The organism is Methylomonas sp., from assembly GCF_023228165.1.
Taxonomy (GTDB): domain Bacteria; phylum Pseudomonadota; class Gammaproteobacteria; order Methylococcales; family Methylomonadaceae; genus Methylomonas.
In genome coordinates, this window is record NZ_JALOBS010000024.1 from 1 (window position 1) to 13,940 (window position 13,940).

At 42.6% G+C, this 13,940-nt stretch carries 15 protein-coding genes; 10 read left to right on the forward strand and 5 right to left on the reverse strand.

Translation table 11 applies throughout. The features are described 5' to 3' along the window. Window positions 1–1,093 precede the first annotated feature (1,093 nt). The gene (locus tag M0R33_RS17050; protein ID WP_292571972.1) at window positions 1,094–1,561 is read right to left on the reverse strand and encodes a hypothetical protein; all 468 of its coding nucleotides are present in this window, start codon (window positions 1,559–1,561) and stop codon (window positions 1,094–1,096) included. A 496-nt stretch (window positions 1,562–2,057) separates the two neighbouring features. Then, window positions 2,058–2,606 (reverse strand): hypothetical protein, encoded by a 549-nt coding sequence (locus M0R33_RS17055; protein WP_292571975.1) that lies wholly within the window; start codon window positions 2,604–2,606, stop codon window positions 2,058–2,060. A gap of 36 nt (window positions 2,607–2,642) precedes the next feature. Here M0R33_RS17055 and M0R33_RS17060 point away from each other — a divergent pair, with 36 nt between their 5' ends. The 4 genes from M0R33_RS17060 to M0R33_RS17075 all read left to right on the forward strand — a co-directional run bounded on the left by M0R33_RS17060 (window position 2,643) and on the right by M0R33_RS17075 (window position 5,557). Continuing rightward, a complete protein-coding gene (locus M0R33_RS17060) occupies window positions 2,643–3,038 on the forward strand; it encodes a hypothetical protein (protein WP_292571978.1) in 396 nt (131 codons plus the stop codon). Between the two features lie 73 nt (window positions 3,039–3,111). Then, window positions 3,112–3,300 (forward strand): hypothetical protein, encoded by a 189-nt coding sequence (locus M0R33_RS17065; RefSeq protein ID WP_292571980.1) that lies wholly within the window; start codon window positions 3,112–3,114, stop codon window positions 3,298–3,300. A 131-nt stretch (window positions 3,301–3,431) separates the two neighbouring features. Next, the gene (locus tag M0R33_RS17070; protein ID WP_292571983.1) at window positions 3,432–4,754 is read left to right on the forward strand and encodes a transposase; all 1,323 of its coding nucleotides are present in this window, start codon (window positions 3,432–3,434) and stop codon (window positions 4,752–4,754) included. Between the two features lie 299 nt (window positions 4,755–5,053). After that, window positions 5,054–5,557: a hypothetical protein gene (locus tag M0R33_RS17075; protein WP_292571984.1), complete on the forward strand. Its 504-nt coding sequence runs from the start codon at window positions 5,054–5,056 to the stop codon at window positions 5,555–5,557. A gap of 210 nt (window positions 5,558–5,767) precedes the next feature. Here the strand turns inward: M0R33_RS17075 and M0R33_RS17080 are convergent, their stop codons facing one another. Continuing rightward, complete coding sequence (locus M0R33_RS17080) at window positions 5,768–6,304, reverse strand: hypothetical protein (protein WP_292571986.1); 537 nt, start codon at window positions 6,302–6,304, stop codon at window positions 5,768–5,770. A gap of 20 nt (window positions 6,305–6,324) precedes the next feature. Here M0R33_RS17080 and M0R33_RS17085 point away from each other — a divergent pair, with 20 nt between their 5' ends. Together M0R33_RS17085 and M0R33_RS17090 are read left to right on the forward strand one after the other, a co-directional pair. After that, entirely contained in the window at window positions 6,325–6,780 is a 456-nt protein-coding gene (locus tag M0R33_RS17085) for a hypothetical protein (protein ID WP_292571989.1), read from the forward strand. A 154-nt stretch (window positions 6,781–6,934) separates the two neighbouring features. Then, window positions 6,935–7,357 carry a hypothetical protein gene (locus M0R33_RS17090; protein ID WP_292571991.1) on the forward strand — a complete coding sequence of 141 codons (423 nt, stop codon included), beginning with the start codon at window positions 6,935–6,937 and terminating at the stop codon, window positions 7,355–7,357. Window positions 7,358–7,370: 13 nt separating this feature from the next. On the opposite strand, the gene M0R33_RS17095 is transcribed toward M0R33_RS17090, so the two are convergent. After that, complete coding sequence (locus M0R33_RS17095; protein WP_292571993.1) at window positions 7,371–8,822, reverse strand: F-box protein; 1,452 nt, start codon at window positions 8,820–8,822, stop codon at window positions 7,371–7,373. A gap of 134 nt (window positions 8,823–8,956) precedes the next feature. On the opposite strand from M0R33_RS17095, the gene M0R33_RS17100 reads away from it, so the two are divergent. The 3 genes from M0R33_RS17100 to M0R33_RS17110 all read left to right on the forward strand — a co-directional run bounded on the left by M0R33_RS17100 (window position 8,957) and on the right by M0R33_RS17110 (window position 11,123). Further along, window positions 8,957–9,331, forward strand: coding sequence for a hypothetical protein (locus M0R33_RS17100; protein ID WP_292571995.1), 375 nt, complete (start codon window positions 8,957–8,959; stop codon window positions 9,329–9,331). A gap of 370 nt (window positions 9,332–9,701) precedes the next feature. Next, the gene (locus M0R33_RS17105; RefSeq protein ID WP_292571997.1) at window positions 9,702–10,634 is read left to right on the forward strand and encodes a hypothetical protein; all 933 of its coding nucleotides are present in this window, start codon (window positions 9,702–9,704) and stop codon (window positions 10,632–10,634) included. 60 nt (window positions 10,635–10,694) lie between these two features. Further along, entirely contained in the window at window positions 10,695–11,123 is a 429-nt protein-coding gene (locus tag M0R33_RS17110) for a hypothetical protein (protein WP_292571999.1), read from the forward strand. A gap of 39 nt (window positions 11,124–11,162) precedes the next feature. On the opposite strand, the gene M0R33_RS17115 is transcribed toward M0R33_RS17110, so the two are convergent. Beyond that, window positions 11,163–11,744 (reverse strand): lectin MOA-related protein, encoded by a 582-nt coding sequence (locus M0R33_RS17115; protein ID WP_292572001.1) that lies wholly within the window; start codon window positions 11,742–11,744, stop codon window positions 11,163–11,165. A 160-nt stretch (window positions 11,745–11,904) separates the two neighbouring features. Between M0R33_RS17115 and M0R33_RS17120 the strand changes: the two genes are divergently transcribed. After that, entirely contained in the window at window positions 11,905–13,596 is a 1,692-nt protein-coding gene (locus tag M0R33_RS17120) for a hypothetical protein (protein WP_292572003.1), read from the forward strand. Window positions 13,597–13,940 lie beyond the last annotated feature (344 nt).

A 13,940-nucleotide genomic window follows, 5' to 3' on the forward strand; every position in this document is an offset into this window, starting at 1 on the left:
AAGTGATTGTGCCATCGCAAAAGAAGATTGGGTAAAATCGCGAAATCTGAAAATGGCGCTTCCGCGCAGCGACCTTGCGGATGCGTTTATTCAAATATTGGCGAGTGGCGCTTTTGCCACCATTTGATTTTGCGCATTATATTCGCTGATTGTTCGCATTGATTTGCGGTGGATTTCACGCGAAATAATATCGATAGAAACAAAGAAAAGTAATCAATTATTGTATTATTTTTTTAGGGAATATCATTCTCTATTTATCTATTATTTGAATTGGTCGACGCTATTTCTCGCGAAATAAAAAACAAACAACTGCGAACAATCCGCGAATAATTTGCGAACAATCTGCGAACGATGCGCGATTGTTGATTTTGGAGGTCGGGGTGAAGCGTGAAAATCTGCTTATAGCCAGGAAAAGATTGCCGAATTGGCAATCATCGTTTCAAAGATGGATATTTCATCAGAATTTGCTATCATATCCTCGAACGAGAAAGAATTCGCGCGAAGCGCTCGAGCCTCCGGCGAGTTCTTTTCTATTTGCGAATTATTGTCGATAGTTTTAAAAGTGCAGCTCCCCCAGAGGGGTCGAGCCGAAGGCGAGCTACAACTGTTATTTTCATCCAGTTGAATAGCCACGATTATTTCTCTACTTTGTGTAGAGTCTACAATATCGCGCGGAGCATGTATTCTCCGCGCATTGTAAGGAAGTTTATGTATGCAACGATGAGATGAACGCGGACTGCGTGGCATATCTCGTTGCGCTGGTTGCTTTTTTATTGCTCCCGCTTCGCGGTCGAGGCTTTGCCGAGCTATTTCTTACTTTTGCGAAACGGATTTCAAAAAAATAAGAGCGCAAAACGCGATACTCATTCGCCAATTGCCGCGCATAGTCGCCACTCACCCGCATGAATTTGCCATATTTCTCTTGAAAACTATTTCAAACTCCGATAAGCGAAATCATGTAGTTAAATCTTAATCTTTATTTGAATTGTTTTTTCTTAGAAATGGAACAAATCGAAGCGGGCGAGTGGCGATAAATGCGGCAAGTGCGCGATTGTTCCAAAAAAATAACAAATGAAAATGCAGAATTTCTTAATTAGGAGGTTGAATGGGGGGATGTGAGTTCGCGCGAAGCGCTCGAGCCTCCGGCGAGTTCCCCTTCGAGAAGACCGCCATCGCGACAGTTTTCATATGCGCAATTGCCCATGTCGAACCATTGGCGAACTACTTCTGGCGGAATTTGCCCGCGCTGAAGTAATTCAAGCGTTTGCTCTCGGCATAAATCGACGGAAACGACTGCTTCATTTGCCATATCGGGCAATAATTTGCCATCTGCAATGCCGCTGATAATTCTCTTATCGCGGAATAATATTTTTACTTTGTCGCGTGCGACTTCAATGCTCAAAATCTGGAGTTTATGCTCCGGATTTTTTCCGAGAATGCGCGTCAATGCGCTGCCGAGCGCTACAAAAGGAAAACAATCTGCGTCGAACACACTTTGAAGCGTTTCTGGAGATGATTGCTGCCGCTGATTTATTGGCGCGCCATTCACAGTGATGCCCATGTTCGATTATATATTTGTTGCTAAATCCGCAGATTTAAAATCGCGATGAAAAAAATACGCGCGAGGAATAATATATAATGTCACGAAGCGAACGCGAACTAACTGTTGCAACATGCCCGCATTGTCAGGGCATTGGTCTTAAATACTCATCAATGCCGGTTAACCCGTATATTCTTTTGCAGGGAATACTCATCTATTTGAATGTTTTTATCATTCATGATTATGTCCAGACTGCATTTGGAAGTCGGCTTATCTCTGTGTTAATCATTATCATAATAACACTTATTCTTGTTTACTTTATTAATTCGCAATTCGCCGAAGACCACTCCGCGGAAATTGCGCCGAAGTTGCAATGAGGCGCATGCGAATCAAAGATTGAGATTCTTTTTTTGATGAATTTCACAGCTCCCGCGCAGCGGTCGGGGCTTCGCCGAGCTCGCCAAAGGCTCGACCGCTTCGCGGGAGCTCCCCCAGAGGGGTCGAGCCTTCGGCGAGCTTATTTTCGCGCAAATTGGCTGCGAATATGCTGGAGTTCTTGGCGATATTCGTCTTCCGTTAATCCTTCTTCGCCGCAATATTTTTTCATTCGCGTTGGGCTGATTGACGGCGGAACATGATGAATGGCACCGCCATCGAATTTCTGGCGCATAATCGCGATGTGATTACGCAAATCCCACATATTGAGCAAATCGCGGCAATTTGCTTCCCCATATGCTTCAGCGCAACTCCATTCGCAAAAATAGCCGAGCGTATTCCATTGTTCACCGCTCAAAGTAGATTTCAACACAACGGGAATGAATTTTGGATAACTTTTAATTTCGTCAGAGCAATACCAACAAAGGAGATTCGTGTGCTGAACCCATTGATCTACCGAATAGAAAACTTTGCGCAATTCATCGAATTTCTGCGGCTGCTGCTTTTGTTGCGCCGCGCGAAAATCGGAAATTCCCCATGCGCTGGAGGCGATACTTTCATCTTGAATCGTCGTCTCCAAGTCTTTTAGCTTAATATCCTGAAATATTGCGATGCGGCTAATCTTCTTCATTTTATTTCTTGATGTTGTTTTATATACAAAAGAGAAATGGAAGATGATTTTATTGCCTATGAGCACGGCGAATTTTGCACGCCCTCGACATGGCGCGCGCCGTCTAAAACGCAGTTTACCGCGGAAATGGCGTTGGATTCAGCAAATCGGCAACATGGTCAGCCAAATGAAGAATACGCGGAGCGTTATCCGCCGACTTATCCGCCACGATATCCATCATCTTCGGGATATTATGCAGCGCCTATTCAGCAAAGCGGTGATGGTGGTGTTGTGGAAGGATTTTCTTCCGGCAGTGAAATAAAACGCACTCCATTTGGCATTGATGAGCGAATCATAATCTTTATCTTACTTATCATTATAGTTATTCTTTGTTATGCTAATCTGACAGTTATGCGGCAAATCATGACGATTATTGCATTGCGCGAAAAATAATTACGCAAAGCCGCGGATTCGTCAACTTTTTTTAGAATATTTTTTCGATAAAGATATATAACGCAAACATAAAATGTCTCTTCGCGCAATTACATTCGGGCAAATGATTGTGATGATAATCATGATTATGATTATCTGCAGCATTGTCGGCATGACGCTCGGCGGAACAGCTGCGAAAATCGTGTCATCATTCGCGCCATTGGTGATTATCTATTGGCTCTTCGGATTATTGATGCCAGGATTATTCGTCGGCTATCTCTGAAAAGGGTTGCAACTTGTAGCAAAAAGGTTGATATTTCTTGAAAAGAATTGACACTAAAATCTATCCACATGGCTTTTCCTTCTCCATCTAAATGTAGATGGGTATATTTTTTTATAGACAGATGAGCCAGCATGCAAGTTCTGCAGGATATAATCAAGAAACAGTCCGTCAAAACATTCGGCAAGACACGAAAGACTCTTCCCCCGCAAAATGTAGAAAGTCAGAAGACGTGGTTTAATATTTCAGAGACGAATTTTGCCACGAGGCGGAAAAATCGTATTAAAGTCAGCTCCCAGTTTGATGCGAAAAAAGGCGAACTGATCCGCTGTAAGCAAGTAAGTTTGGCACTGAACGATGAACAACGGGAAATAATGTTACGATGGATGTATGCTTATGTTCAGATGTACAACGCCACAATCGATTTTATTAATACAACGCGTCCTAAAACCATTTCATGGACTCATATTCGAACAAATAGTCTAAAAACTATAAAAGAAGAAATCCGGCTAAAGTCTCAACATCCGCGTTTCGCGAAAAACACGAAGATAGTTGCACACTCTCTTGACGGGGCAATAAAACTGGCATGTGCCAATTATAAATCTGGATTGTCCAATATTCGCGCAAAGAATATTTCTCATTTTAGGATCAGAAAGTGGCGTGTAAGCAAAAAACACTTATTGATCGATATTGAACAATCTTATTTTAGGAATAACACGTTGTGTGAGAAGATATTCGGCAAGATACAACTCACGCACAATAATCTGCCATTTGAGACCAGCCGAATAACATCGGAATGCAAGGTTCTATTCAACAGGGTCTACAATAATTTTATGCTTCTTGTCCCCGAATCAATCGCGGCAGAAGAAACGAAGGCTGATTACAACATTATTGCACTCGATCCAGGATTGCGGACTTTTATGACCGGTGTATCGGAAAAGGGCTCTGTAGCGATTTGTGGCAAAAAACTGGCGTACGATAAAATTGGCAAACAACTCAAGAGGATCGATAATGCCAAAAAAGTCTGCAAATCAAAAAAGAAACAACAGAAAATAGAATGTAGATGCCATAGAAAGATTGAAGGAATGATTACCGAGCTGCATTGGAAGACTGCTAAATATCTTACTGAAAACTATGAAACGATTCTGATTGGCGATTTAAGTGCCAAAGGGATTTCAAGTAATGGCATTCAGGGAGGTATTTCCGATAAGTCTAAACGCATTGCTTATGCTCTTTCATTCTTCAAATTTCGTGAAAGATTGGCGTTCAAATGTCATCAATATAGCAGGAATTTCACTGTTGTTGACGAACATTTTACTTCAAAATTGTGCAGCCACTGTGGCGAATGCAAAAGTAATCTCGGGAAAGATGAGGTTTACAATTGCGCCAACTGCCATTCGAGTATCGGCAGGGATGTTAATGGTGCTCGCAATATATTACTTCGATGTATGGCATAAAAAATAACGCTATACGTTCGGCTTGTTACAAGTCGTCAAAAACTTGCTTATTCACGGGAGTTTGCTGATTAGCCTCATTAAGAGGCTGAAAGGTAAATAAACGGATAAGCCTCGGATAGTTATTCTTTTCAAGAAATATCAAGTTTGATGTAACGGTCTCAACGGACAAAACAATTGAAAATAGTATCTGCGGAAAAGAGCGCCCGGATTTTCTATTTGATGCGCAAACACATTTCGTTATTATTGAATGCGATGAAGGGCAACATCGCGATCGTCCGTGTGTTTGCGAGCAATCCAGAATGGTTAATATTGCAAATTCTCTTGGAATGCCGACGATATTTATTCGTTTTAATCCGGACACCTATAGATTTGCCGCGATTTGCGCGGCATCAAAAAAAGCAACACCAAAACAGCGCCATGAGCAATTACTCCGTCTTTTACTCGAAGAAATAGTTAGAGACCCCCACGCAATTCAACCAATAGAAGTTATTTATCTTTATTATGACGGCTGCGATATAAACGGCATTCATCGGGATGTAATCCAAAAAAGAGAATTCACCAGCAAAGAAGAAACTCCATCTCTAACACAAATTAGCGATATCGCATCAATCGCGATGACTTCCACACATCCGGCACAAAGTTCTGTCGAAACATGCCAAGCAGCAGCCGCCGAACCATTGCCGCAAGAGGGTAATAGTGAATGTGTCGAATCTGAAGAAGAGGATTTCGATGAACAATCAGATTTGTCGTCAGATGACAGTGAATGCGAATCACCAATTTGTAACGAAGCGCCACAAGCGTGAAAAAAGAAATTTCTTTTTTCTGCGATTGACTAATCAGCATTTTCTTTACCCCTAATAACAAGAAATATGCGCGTATCGATAGGCAGTGGCTCGCTACTTTGACCGTAAACGCCGCATGATCCATCGACAGTTTAATTTTCTCATGTATAGGAAACACTTTTCCATTTATGCAAATAAAATGACACAAAAAAGACTTCTCTTTTGAATGATTTATATCTTGCTGTCGCAGGGTTTTATTTCCTTTATGATGAGAAACACGCGAACACCGGGCGGAAATTGACCAACTGCTCTGATTGTCGTAATAGCGCCGTCTAACATTTTAAGTTTCTCGTGTATCGGAAACACTTTTTCGGTCGCGCAAATAAAGTGTTCCGTGAAATACTTAACTGAAGTTCCATGGTCGGAAATATCGATTGCGAATCCGACACGAAAAATTGCTTCTGAATTTGCATTCGGCGCATTTTCGCGCAAGACGCGCAATTCGATTAATTCCGCTCCATATCTCCTATAAGATTGTCCACTGCGCTTCAACAATTCTTCATCGCCTGATTCAGATTCTTCTAATAATTGGAATGGGTGACCCGAGCCGGAGTAATATTGAAAGCGGTGTTCTTTTTTAGGAATTAATTCAAGTTCCGCACACTGTTCAAAAAGATTATATTGATGGATTTCGCCATCAATGATTTTAGGTGGTTCCTCAGGCAACTTGGCGCCACTAAAGAGATAAACCAAATCATTGCTAAACATTCTGAATGCTCTAATACTTCTTGGATAACGAAATTCAAAATATTTTGCTATTTAACACAAATATAAAAATGATTTTCGCATTCATAATAGTCATTATTATGGTGATTGCAGCTTATCTTGATAAATACTGTGCCGGCAACAGGGCACCGCGCGCAATGGCGCGAAATGGCGCAAGCCGCAGCAAAACGCCATATATGACTTTCCCAAAAGAAGAATGGGAAGACATTCAGCGCCAATTAGACGACCGCGGATGGTGCGCAACAACGCGCGTTGAACAAGAACTGACGAAGTGGCGAGATGTCACCATCGGCACGGAAGTTAACAGTGATGTAGGCAAAATCCGTATCATTAGCAAACAGTTTCTCAATGATGCGCTTCGCGATCATCCATTCCGCGCGGAAAATGAAAAAAATCCGCAATGGATCGAATGGACCAGCGGCAAACCCGGCGTTTTCATTCGTTTTGAATGGGCATAAAATCGCCGGGAATGTCGCACATTGTTTGGATAAAATAATTCACCGTCTTTTTTTTGATTAAAGCCGATACTCAGGAATCAAAATAGATTCGGCGGAACTCGCGCAAAGCGCTCGAGCCGAAGGCGAGCTCCAATCGCCTCACGGAGATTCGAAAATGGAAATATTCCTCGAAACGAAGCGCGATTATGCGCAGACAGCCGCAAGAATCCATGGCGAACTCATTTTCGCGCACGCAGCGCTCGGAAATTGGCTAATTGCGGCAAATAACCGCGGCGAATCAATCCACATTTGCCAAGTGGATTATACTCCGCACAATGCAAATATTGCTGTTCTATTTTTGAATGGCGCGCGATGCGAAATATCCGCATGGGATGCGATTTCGATTACTGATGAAGATGTTCTCCGGCGTTCAATATGTCTCGGGAGCGCGCTATTTCGCATATTCGCGCAAGACAAAACTTATACAGAAGTGTTTGAATTACGCGGCATTGGCGAATCGGCGAATAAGCGCGCATTTGTGTTGGACGTGCGCGATGTGTTCGCCGGCGCGATTAAAAAAATAGAAATCGAATATTAATTGAATCATTTCTTTATTTTTTGGAACGACTGATTGCCGCCGCATATGCCGCATCGAATTTATCGCGCAAACGCGCAGAAACAGTAATTTGCGCGGCGGAATTCGCCGAATTTGGTTCCAGTTTCTCAATAATTTCTGATGCAATATCGTTCATCGAAAATTCAATGCCGAGATAATCGAAGATAAAGATAATCATCTCGAAATCTCGAAGAAGCATGCATCGCGATATTTCACACTCCGGTGCTAAAAATTGCATATTTCTGCCGATAAATTCCAATGCCGCAAGAAAATACGGGCTATCGCGCTTAATGTAATTAGACTTCATTTGGTTGATAATATCCTGCGAAATGAATTTTTCTATTGTGCCTATAATCGGATGAGCGCGCGATAAAGGAATAAAATTAAATCCACTATCTTCCAAAACTAACATCGCGTCCTGCAATGTGAAACAAGAAAATTCCGGTGTCGAATCGGGAGTATCACTATCAATGTCGATATCTGATTGTGCTGGCAATAAATTAAATACCGGATATAAGTCGAACGTATGGGGATTATCGAAATGTAATGGAAGCCAAATTCGCATGATTTCGCGAAACTCGTCGCGCCTAATATGTGCGCATAATTCAATCCGTTCAATAAAGCAATAAGCTGGTTCGCTAAGCGAACAAACATTATACATAATTTCTAACCAGAATATTACTCTTTCTTTTGTTAATTCTTGGCGACATTCAGAAATATTTGTTGATGTCGATAAAGCGCCAATTAATTTTTCAACGAATCCATGCGCGCGTAATCCTTCTAAATAAACACCTCTAAGCATCTCCCAGGGTTCGAAGCATCCGTACAGTGGACGGGGCTCTGCCGAGTGTCTGCGCGAATCACGGGCGTTGGGTGTAAACTCTCGAAAGGTGCAGTAATCAAGATTATTAATACAATGCGCGATTAGCCTGTAAAGAATACTTTTCGTTTTATTCTCTGCGTAGAAATTGCATTGATTGTCAATCCATTTCGCGATTTGTATTTGTATGGCTGATAATTTTCCCTCGGCGACATATGTTTCGAGAAGAAATTCATAGACTTTTTTGACGCGTTTCTGGATTTCATGTTGGAGAATTAAATTACCGCCCGAAATTTCTGCGATAATTGGCGATAAACATAATCGCATATTTCGATGCGCGTGATATATGAGCATTCCGATTAGAGTAGTTTTTTTGCCAGTAGCGTAATGAAATAACTCATCGCAAGGGCGAATATAATCGAATAATTTATGAATCGCGGCGACATTTTCTGCGGCAAGAATATATTCTTCAAGTTCGCGAGATGAAAGCAATGGCACCAATAAACGCACTGCGTTATTCCAATATTTGCAAACAATTGACGCCGCGCGCAAATCGCGAAGGCGCAAGTTGCCAAAAATATAGCAAAGGGACGAATAATTTACTGCTAACCCATCGGATTCCGCCATATATCTTCGATTGTATTCTTGTTGAATATATGCACTATTTGAATTCGAAATCGCATTAATCAAAAATAAATATAACTTACAATACGCTTTCGTAGATGTTATTCTTTTTGAATTAATTCATTGCAAAAATAATAATGGCAGTAAGTCCGCCGTCACCGAATGACTTGCTCATGGTTGCTGCGCGCGAAGGAAACATCACACTTTGCTACAACCTCATCGGGAATAAGGGTCTCGATTTTAATAAATTATATTGCATAGGATTTAAAACGCGCAATTTAGATATTTGTAAACTCGCGATTGTGTATGGCGCGAATGATTTTGCCGGCATTGTTGCGAAGCATCGTTCTTCGTTAATCGCCACGAAAAAAAGCGGATACTGTGATAGATTAACTTTTGCGCAGATTTGGCAAAGTTATGACGCACGACAAGCTCGGCAAAGCCTCGACACCTCCGGTGGAGCTCGCAGTATTCCAATCACGGCAAAATTAGAGAAATTCCGAGATGAATGAGACTTTAATTTTTTGAATGTGAAGTTCGAAAAGATAATAACAAATGACAACCAAGAACCAATCTCTACCGATTGAAATCCGCCAACAAATTGCATCCTATCGCAGGACATTTTTCCATAAAAATGAATCGTATTTCGCTCCCATAGGCGGCTTAATTTCTGTGCGAGAGAGTAAACCAAATAATCTCAATACACGCGCCAATGGTATACGCCACATTCATTGCGTTTGCACTGGATTCATCGACAATTCATAAAGTGTAGATTCAGGGATGGAAGTAGGCGCGATTCAAGATTAAAAAAATGCTACCTTTCTTTTTTGTATCTGTGATTCACCGTGCACAATCATATATAGAATAAACAATTGCGCGCAAATGCCGCGCAAGGCAATCATAGCGCGCGATATAGCAGCATTGAAATTAATATTTGATAATCTATTACAACATCATCATATCGCAGAGATAATCAGATGCGCAAGAGTTTGTCGCGTTTGGCAAAATGCAGTCGATTCGTATTTTACTACAAAGAAAAGTGCGGAAATATTGGAACGCATCGGGCAAACAATAATTTTAACAGAAGATGATGGAACCGCGTTCTCTTTAGATTTGCTAACTGCGGCTCCTCAAAAGAACGAGCACCTCTCGCTTCCGACTGCGCCGAATGTCGTACGCGCGATTTTCAATAGCGATGACACAGCAATGTTATTCGGCGAAGTTGCATGTGATGCGATTTGCAGCTTTTTCGGGCGAAAATTTGTTGTTGATGCGATTTTGCGAGGACTTTTCGCATCCGGCGATATACCGGCGATTTACAATAATATATTCAGTCTTAAAGCAGTGGTATCCTCCTCCGCATCGTGTGAAATCGCACATATTCCCATATATTGGATATGTACTTGCCTGAATTTTCTTTGGTGGAACAAAAAATTGCACCAGTCTCATCACGAAACACGCCAAGAAGTCGTCATTCGCGCGTTTGCGGATGCTGTGATTCGCGCGGGCGTTGTGCGAGTAATTCTGCCGATTCTCGCAGCGTTCCAGGATTCGCGTAAGTGGATTAGCAATGCATTCGGCAGTTGGATTGCTGATTTCGATGCGCGAGATATATTTGTCGAAATTCTTCTCAATGATTGCCGCAGTGCGAATGTCGAAGAGTGTGTACATGATAATGCCGCGCTTGTCGGCGGCGAAAGTGCGGCGCGAATGGAAATGATTCGCCGGGTTTGTTGCGGGATTTCGCGTAAAAGTGCGAATCGCGTGCCAAAGCGCACATTGCGGCTAATCACGGCTATTATACAACTTACTTAGTAGCGCGGGGTGCATCTTTTTTTGAATTTTAATACTATACTTAATAATACTCCCCAATCTATGGAAAACGAAACGCAGCGCTTAGGGAATGGCGAAAATTTAGCAAAGGAAAAAGCGCGCCTCATAGCGCGTGCATGCGCGCAGAATATTATTAAAAGAGAGAAATTAGAAATGCCAGTCAATACAACACCAGAGCAATTCCTTTTCGATACGAACCAATCACTCGCAATGGAAATGATGAAATGCACAATGGACTCTGCTCTAAGCATGCAACATCCGCATGAACTGCGAGCAGGGACTGCAGCTGCATTGCATGTCTCCACTGCGGAATTAGATGAACTTGTGCAACGTCGCGCAACAGAAATGCTGAACAGTGCCGGTATTTTTGTTCCGCCTGGTAAATGCGCGGCAGAAATGTTAACACTGGAAATGGCGGCGAGTTTGGGCGATGAGCTTGGAGATATTGCGCGCAAATCTGCCAAAAAATAAAACATTCAACGTCTCGCCAGTGCGCGATGCATCATAATCTTACATATAAAAGAACCAACTAATGGCATTCTTCTCCGGGAAAAGAAATTCACAATTCTGCGGCTCAATGAAGCGCATCTTTTTTTGCGCATCTATCCATACATTAATTGCGTGACAGCCGACTTTCTTTTCGAAAACACCATGGATAACACCCACAGATATTCCGCTCGCCGTATTCGCGCGTTCAGCCCACCAAGTTCGCGCGTCAACAGCGAATTTCAGGGCAAAATCGTCACAATCGAAGACTTCTGGGCGATATACAAGATTATCATAACTCGGCTTCATTTGCGCGAGAAAAGTCGCCATTTCTTGTTGAGATGGGGATTCGTATTGCGCATCAGCGAGAGTGATATGCATTTCATGAGTGAAAAGCGGCGATTCGTGAATGACTCGCCGAATTTCATCTGCGGAAATTATCGCCGACCGCGAATCGCCTGCGGTTGTGTGAGTTTTCATAGCGGCAAAATCACGCGAATGCGCGGCAGATAATCCTCGCTGAATCTTGGCGAGTGCTGCATCATGATGTGTGCTCAGCGTAGTTGCGAAATCACCGGCGAATTTCTCAGAAAATTGGTGATTCATTTTTTTAGAAATATGGCGGAATATCGAATTATATATTTATGACCGACAAAAAAGATGCCAAGGAAGGTATCTTTTTCGAATATCCGCAAAATTGACTTATCGCGCGTATTGAAGCCGATTATCTTTATTAAATTGAAATTACATTTGAGCTAAGGATATAATGACAGATTCGCGTTGCTGTGCATCATGTGGCAAAATTTTCAAATATCGCAGTCAATTACGGAAACACTCTCAGCGCAAAACACCATGCGCGCCAATTGCGCAAGATAATAAAATAGAAGTTGCGCTGTCATTAACTAATTTAGATGACTTTCTTATTCAAGAAATTTACACGCAAGGTTGTGCATTCAGCGATATGCGCCATCTACGTGAAACCTGTTCTCGGTTCGCGGCATTATTTCCTATTCCACGGGAAAGGCGCATTGCAAACAATCTACTATCGAACGCGGCAAAAAATAATCACCTGAAATTGTGCATCACTGCCAAGGAGCTCGGCGCAGATGATTTTGATATCATGTTCGACTCTGCAGCGCGAAATGGGCATGTGGAGCTCTGCATCCTCGCGAAAGAATGGGGTGCGTTCAAGTTTGACTGGATGATGAACGCAGCCGCCGAGGGCGGGCACGAGGAGTTGTGTGTTCTCGCAAAAGAATGGGGTTCGTGTGATTTTGACGGAATGCTTTACTCTGCAGCAAAAGGCGGGCACGAGGAGCTGTGTGTTCTCGCGAAGGAATGGGGTGCGTATGATTTTGACGGAATGCTTGAATCTACAGCACTCGGCGGACATGAAGATTTATGCATTCTCGCGAAGGAATGGGGTGCGAAAGATTTCGGCAGAATGCTTGACTCTGCAGCAACAGGTGGGCAAGAGAAACTCTGCGTTCTCGCAAATGAATGGGGCTCAACTCAATTTGACAGAATGTTTCGTGCAGCAAAGGGTGGGCATAAAGATTTGTGCATTCTCGCAAAGGAATGGGGCGCCACAGCGTTCAATTGGATGCTCGAATACGCGGCACTCGGTGGGCATAAAGATTTATGCATTCTCGCGAAGGAATGGGGTGCAACCGATTTTAATGGAATGCTTGGCAAAGCAGCGCAACGCGGATATAAAGCTTTATGTGTTCTCGCGAAGGAATGGGGCGCGACTAATTTTAGTGATATGCTTTGCGGTGCTGCAGAAGGCGAGCAAATCGAACTTTGTATTCTTGCAAAGGAATGGGGCAACGCGCATGAGGAATTAAGCAATTTTGACGGAATGTTTTATGCTGCGTTTGGCGGACACGTGGAAATTTGTCTCCTTGCAAAAGAATGGGGCGCTACAAATTTTAATAAGATGCTCGTAAACGCTACATATAACGGATATCGAGATTTATGCATTCTCGCAAAAGAATGGGGCGCGACAAATTTTAATGAGATGCTCCGCGAAGCTGCATCTGAAGGATATAAAGATTTATGTATTCTTGCAAGGGAGTGGGGCGCAACTGATTTTAATGCGCTGTTACGCATTGCGACGATGCGTAGATATAAATCTTTATGCATTCTCGCAAAGGAATGGGGCGCTACAAATTTTAATGAGATGCTCAGCGAAGCTGTAGGCGATGAATTTGAAGATTTATGCATTCTCGCAAAGGAATGGGGCGCTACAAATTTTAATGAGATGCTCATCACAGCCGTGGATAGAAAGAACGTCGGTCTCTGCATTCTCGCAGAAGAATGGGGCGCCGATGATTTTGACGAGATGTTACGTATCGCAACATTAATTAGGCACAAGGAACTGTGCACCCTCGCAAGAGAATGGGGTGCGGAATCCGAAATAGATACTGATAGCTCCGACTCGGATACGTACTATTGAACCGATTTATCAATGCGACACTTTGTTATGCCGCGAGAATGCGGAATAAAACGCTGCCAGCGATTTCTCCGCCATTTTGCTGATTAAAAGTCAGAATCTTATCTCGTGTTAATTATGCGTGCGCGCTGAGTGGCGCGTATTCTACATTTTTTTGTAATTTTGCGAGCACGAATCGCGCCAATGACCACCGTTGATTTGCTTTTATTTCATATTAGAAAAACGCAACTGTGATTCTCCAATCAAATAAAAGCATATCATTTCATTGTTCTATTGGATTTGAATCTATTCTTCTTTGAAACTATTCCAAATCAATACAAATCATCGGCGTCATTGGCGCATTTGAT

Coding starts and splice junctions, on each gene's coding strand:
- M0R33_RS17050 (WP_292571972.1), bottom strand. CDS start 1,561: ATGGGCATCACTGTGAATGGCGCGCCAATAAATCAGCGGCAGCAATCA.
- M0R33_RS17055 (WP_292571975.1), bottom strand. CDS start 2,606: ATGAAGAAGATTAGCCGCATCGCAATATTTCAGGATATTAAGCTAAAA.
- M0R33_RS17060 (WP_292571978.1), top strand. CDS start 2,643: ATGGAAGATGATTTTATTGCCTATGAGCACGGCGAATTTTGCACGCCC.
- M0R33_RS17065 (WP_292571980.1), top strand. CDS start 3,112: ATGTCTCTTCGCGCAATTACATTCGGGCAAATGATTGTGATGATAATC.
- M0R33_RS17070 (WP_292571983.1), top strand. CDS start 3,432: ATGCAAGTTCTGCAGGATATAATCAAGAAACAGTCCGTCAAAACATTC.
- M0R33_RS17075 (WP_292571984.1), top strand. CDS start 5,054: ATGGTTAATATTGCAAATTCTCTTGGAATGCCGACGATATTTATTCGT.
- M0R33_RS17080 (WP_292571986.1), bottom strand. CDS start 6,304: ATGTTTAGCAATGATTTGGTTTATCTCTTTAGTGGCGCCAAGTTGCCT.
- M0R33_RS17090 (WP_292571991.1), top strand. CDS start 6,935: ATGGAAATATTCCTCGAAACGAAGCGCGATTATGCGCAGACAGCCGCA.
- M0R33_RS17095 (WP_292571993.1), bottom strand. CDS start 8,822: ATGGCGGAATCCGATGGGTTAGCAGTAAATTATTCGTCCCTTTGCTAT.
- M0R33_RS17100 (WP_292571995.1), top strand. CDS start 8,957: ATGGCAGTAAGTCCGCCGTCACCGAATGACTTGCTCATGGTTGCTGCG.
- M0R33_RS17105 (WP_292571997.1), top strand. CDS start 9,702: ATGCCGCGCAAGGCAATCATAGCGCGCGATATAGCAGCATTGAAATTA.
- M0R33_RS17110 (WP_292571999.1), top strand. CDS start 10,695: ATGGAAAACGAAACGCAGCGCTTAGGGAATGGCGAAAATTTAGCAAAG.
- M0R33_RS17115 (WP_292572001.1), bottom strand. CDS start 11,744: ATGAATCACCAATTTTCTGAGAAATTCGCCGGTGATTTCGCAACTACG.
- M0R33_RS17120 (WP_292572003.1), top strand. CDS start 11,905: ATGACAGATTCGCGTTGCTGTGCATCATGTGGCAAAATTTTCAAATAT.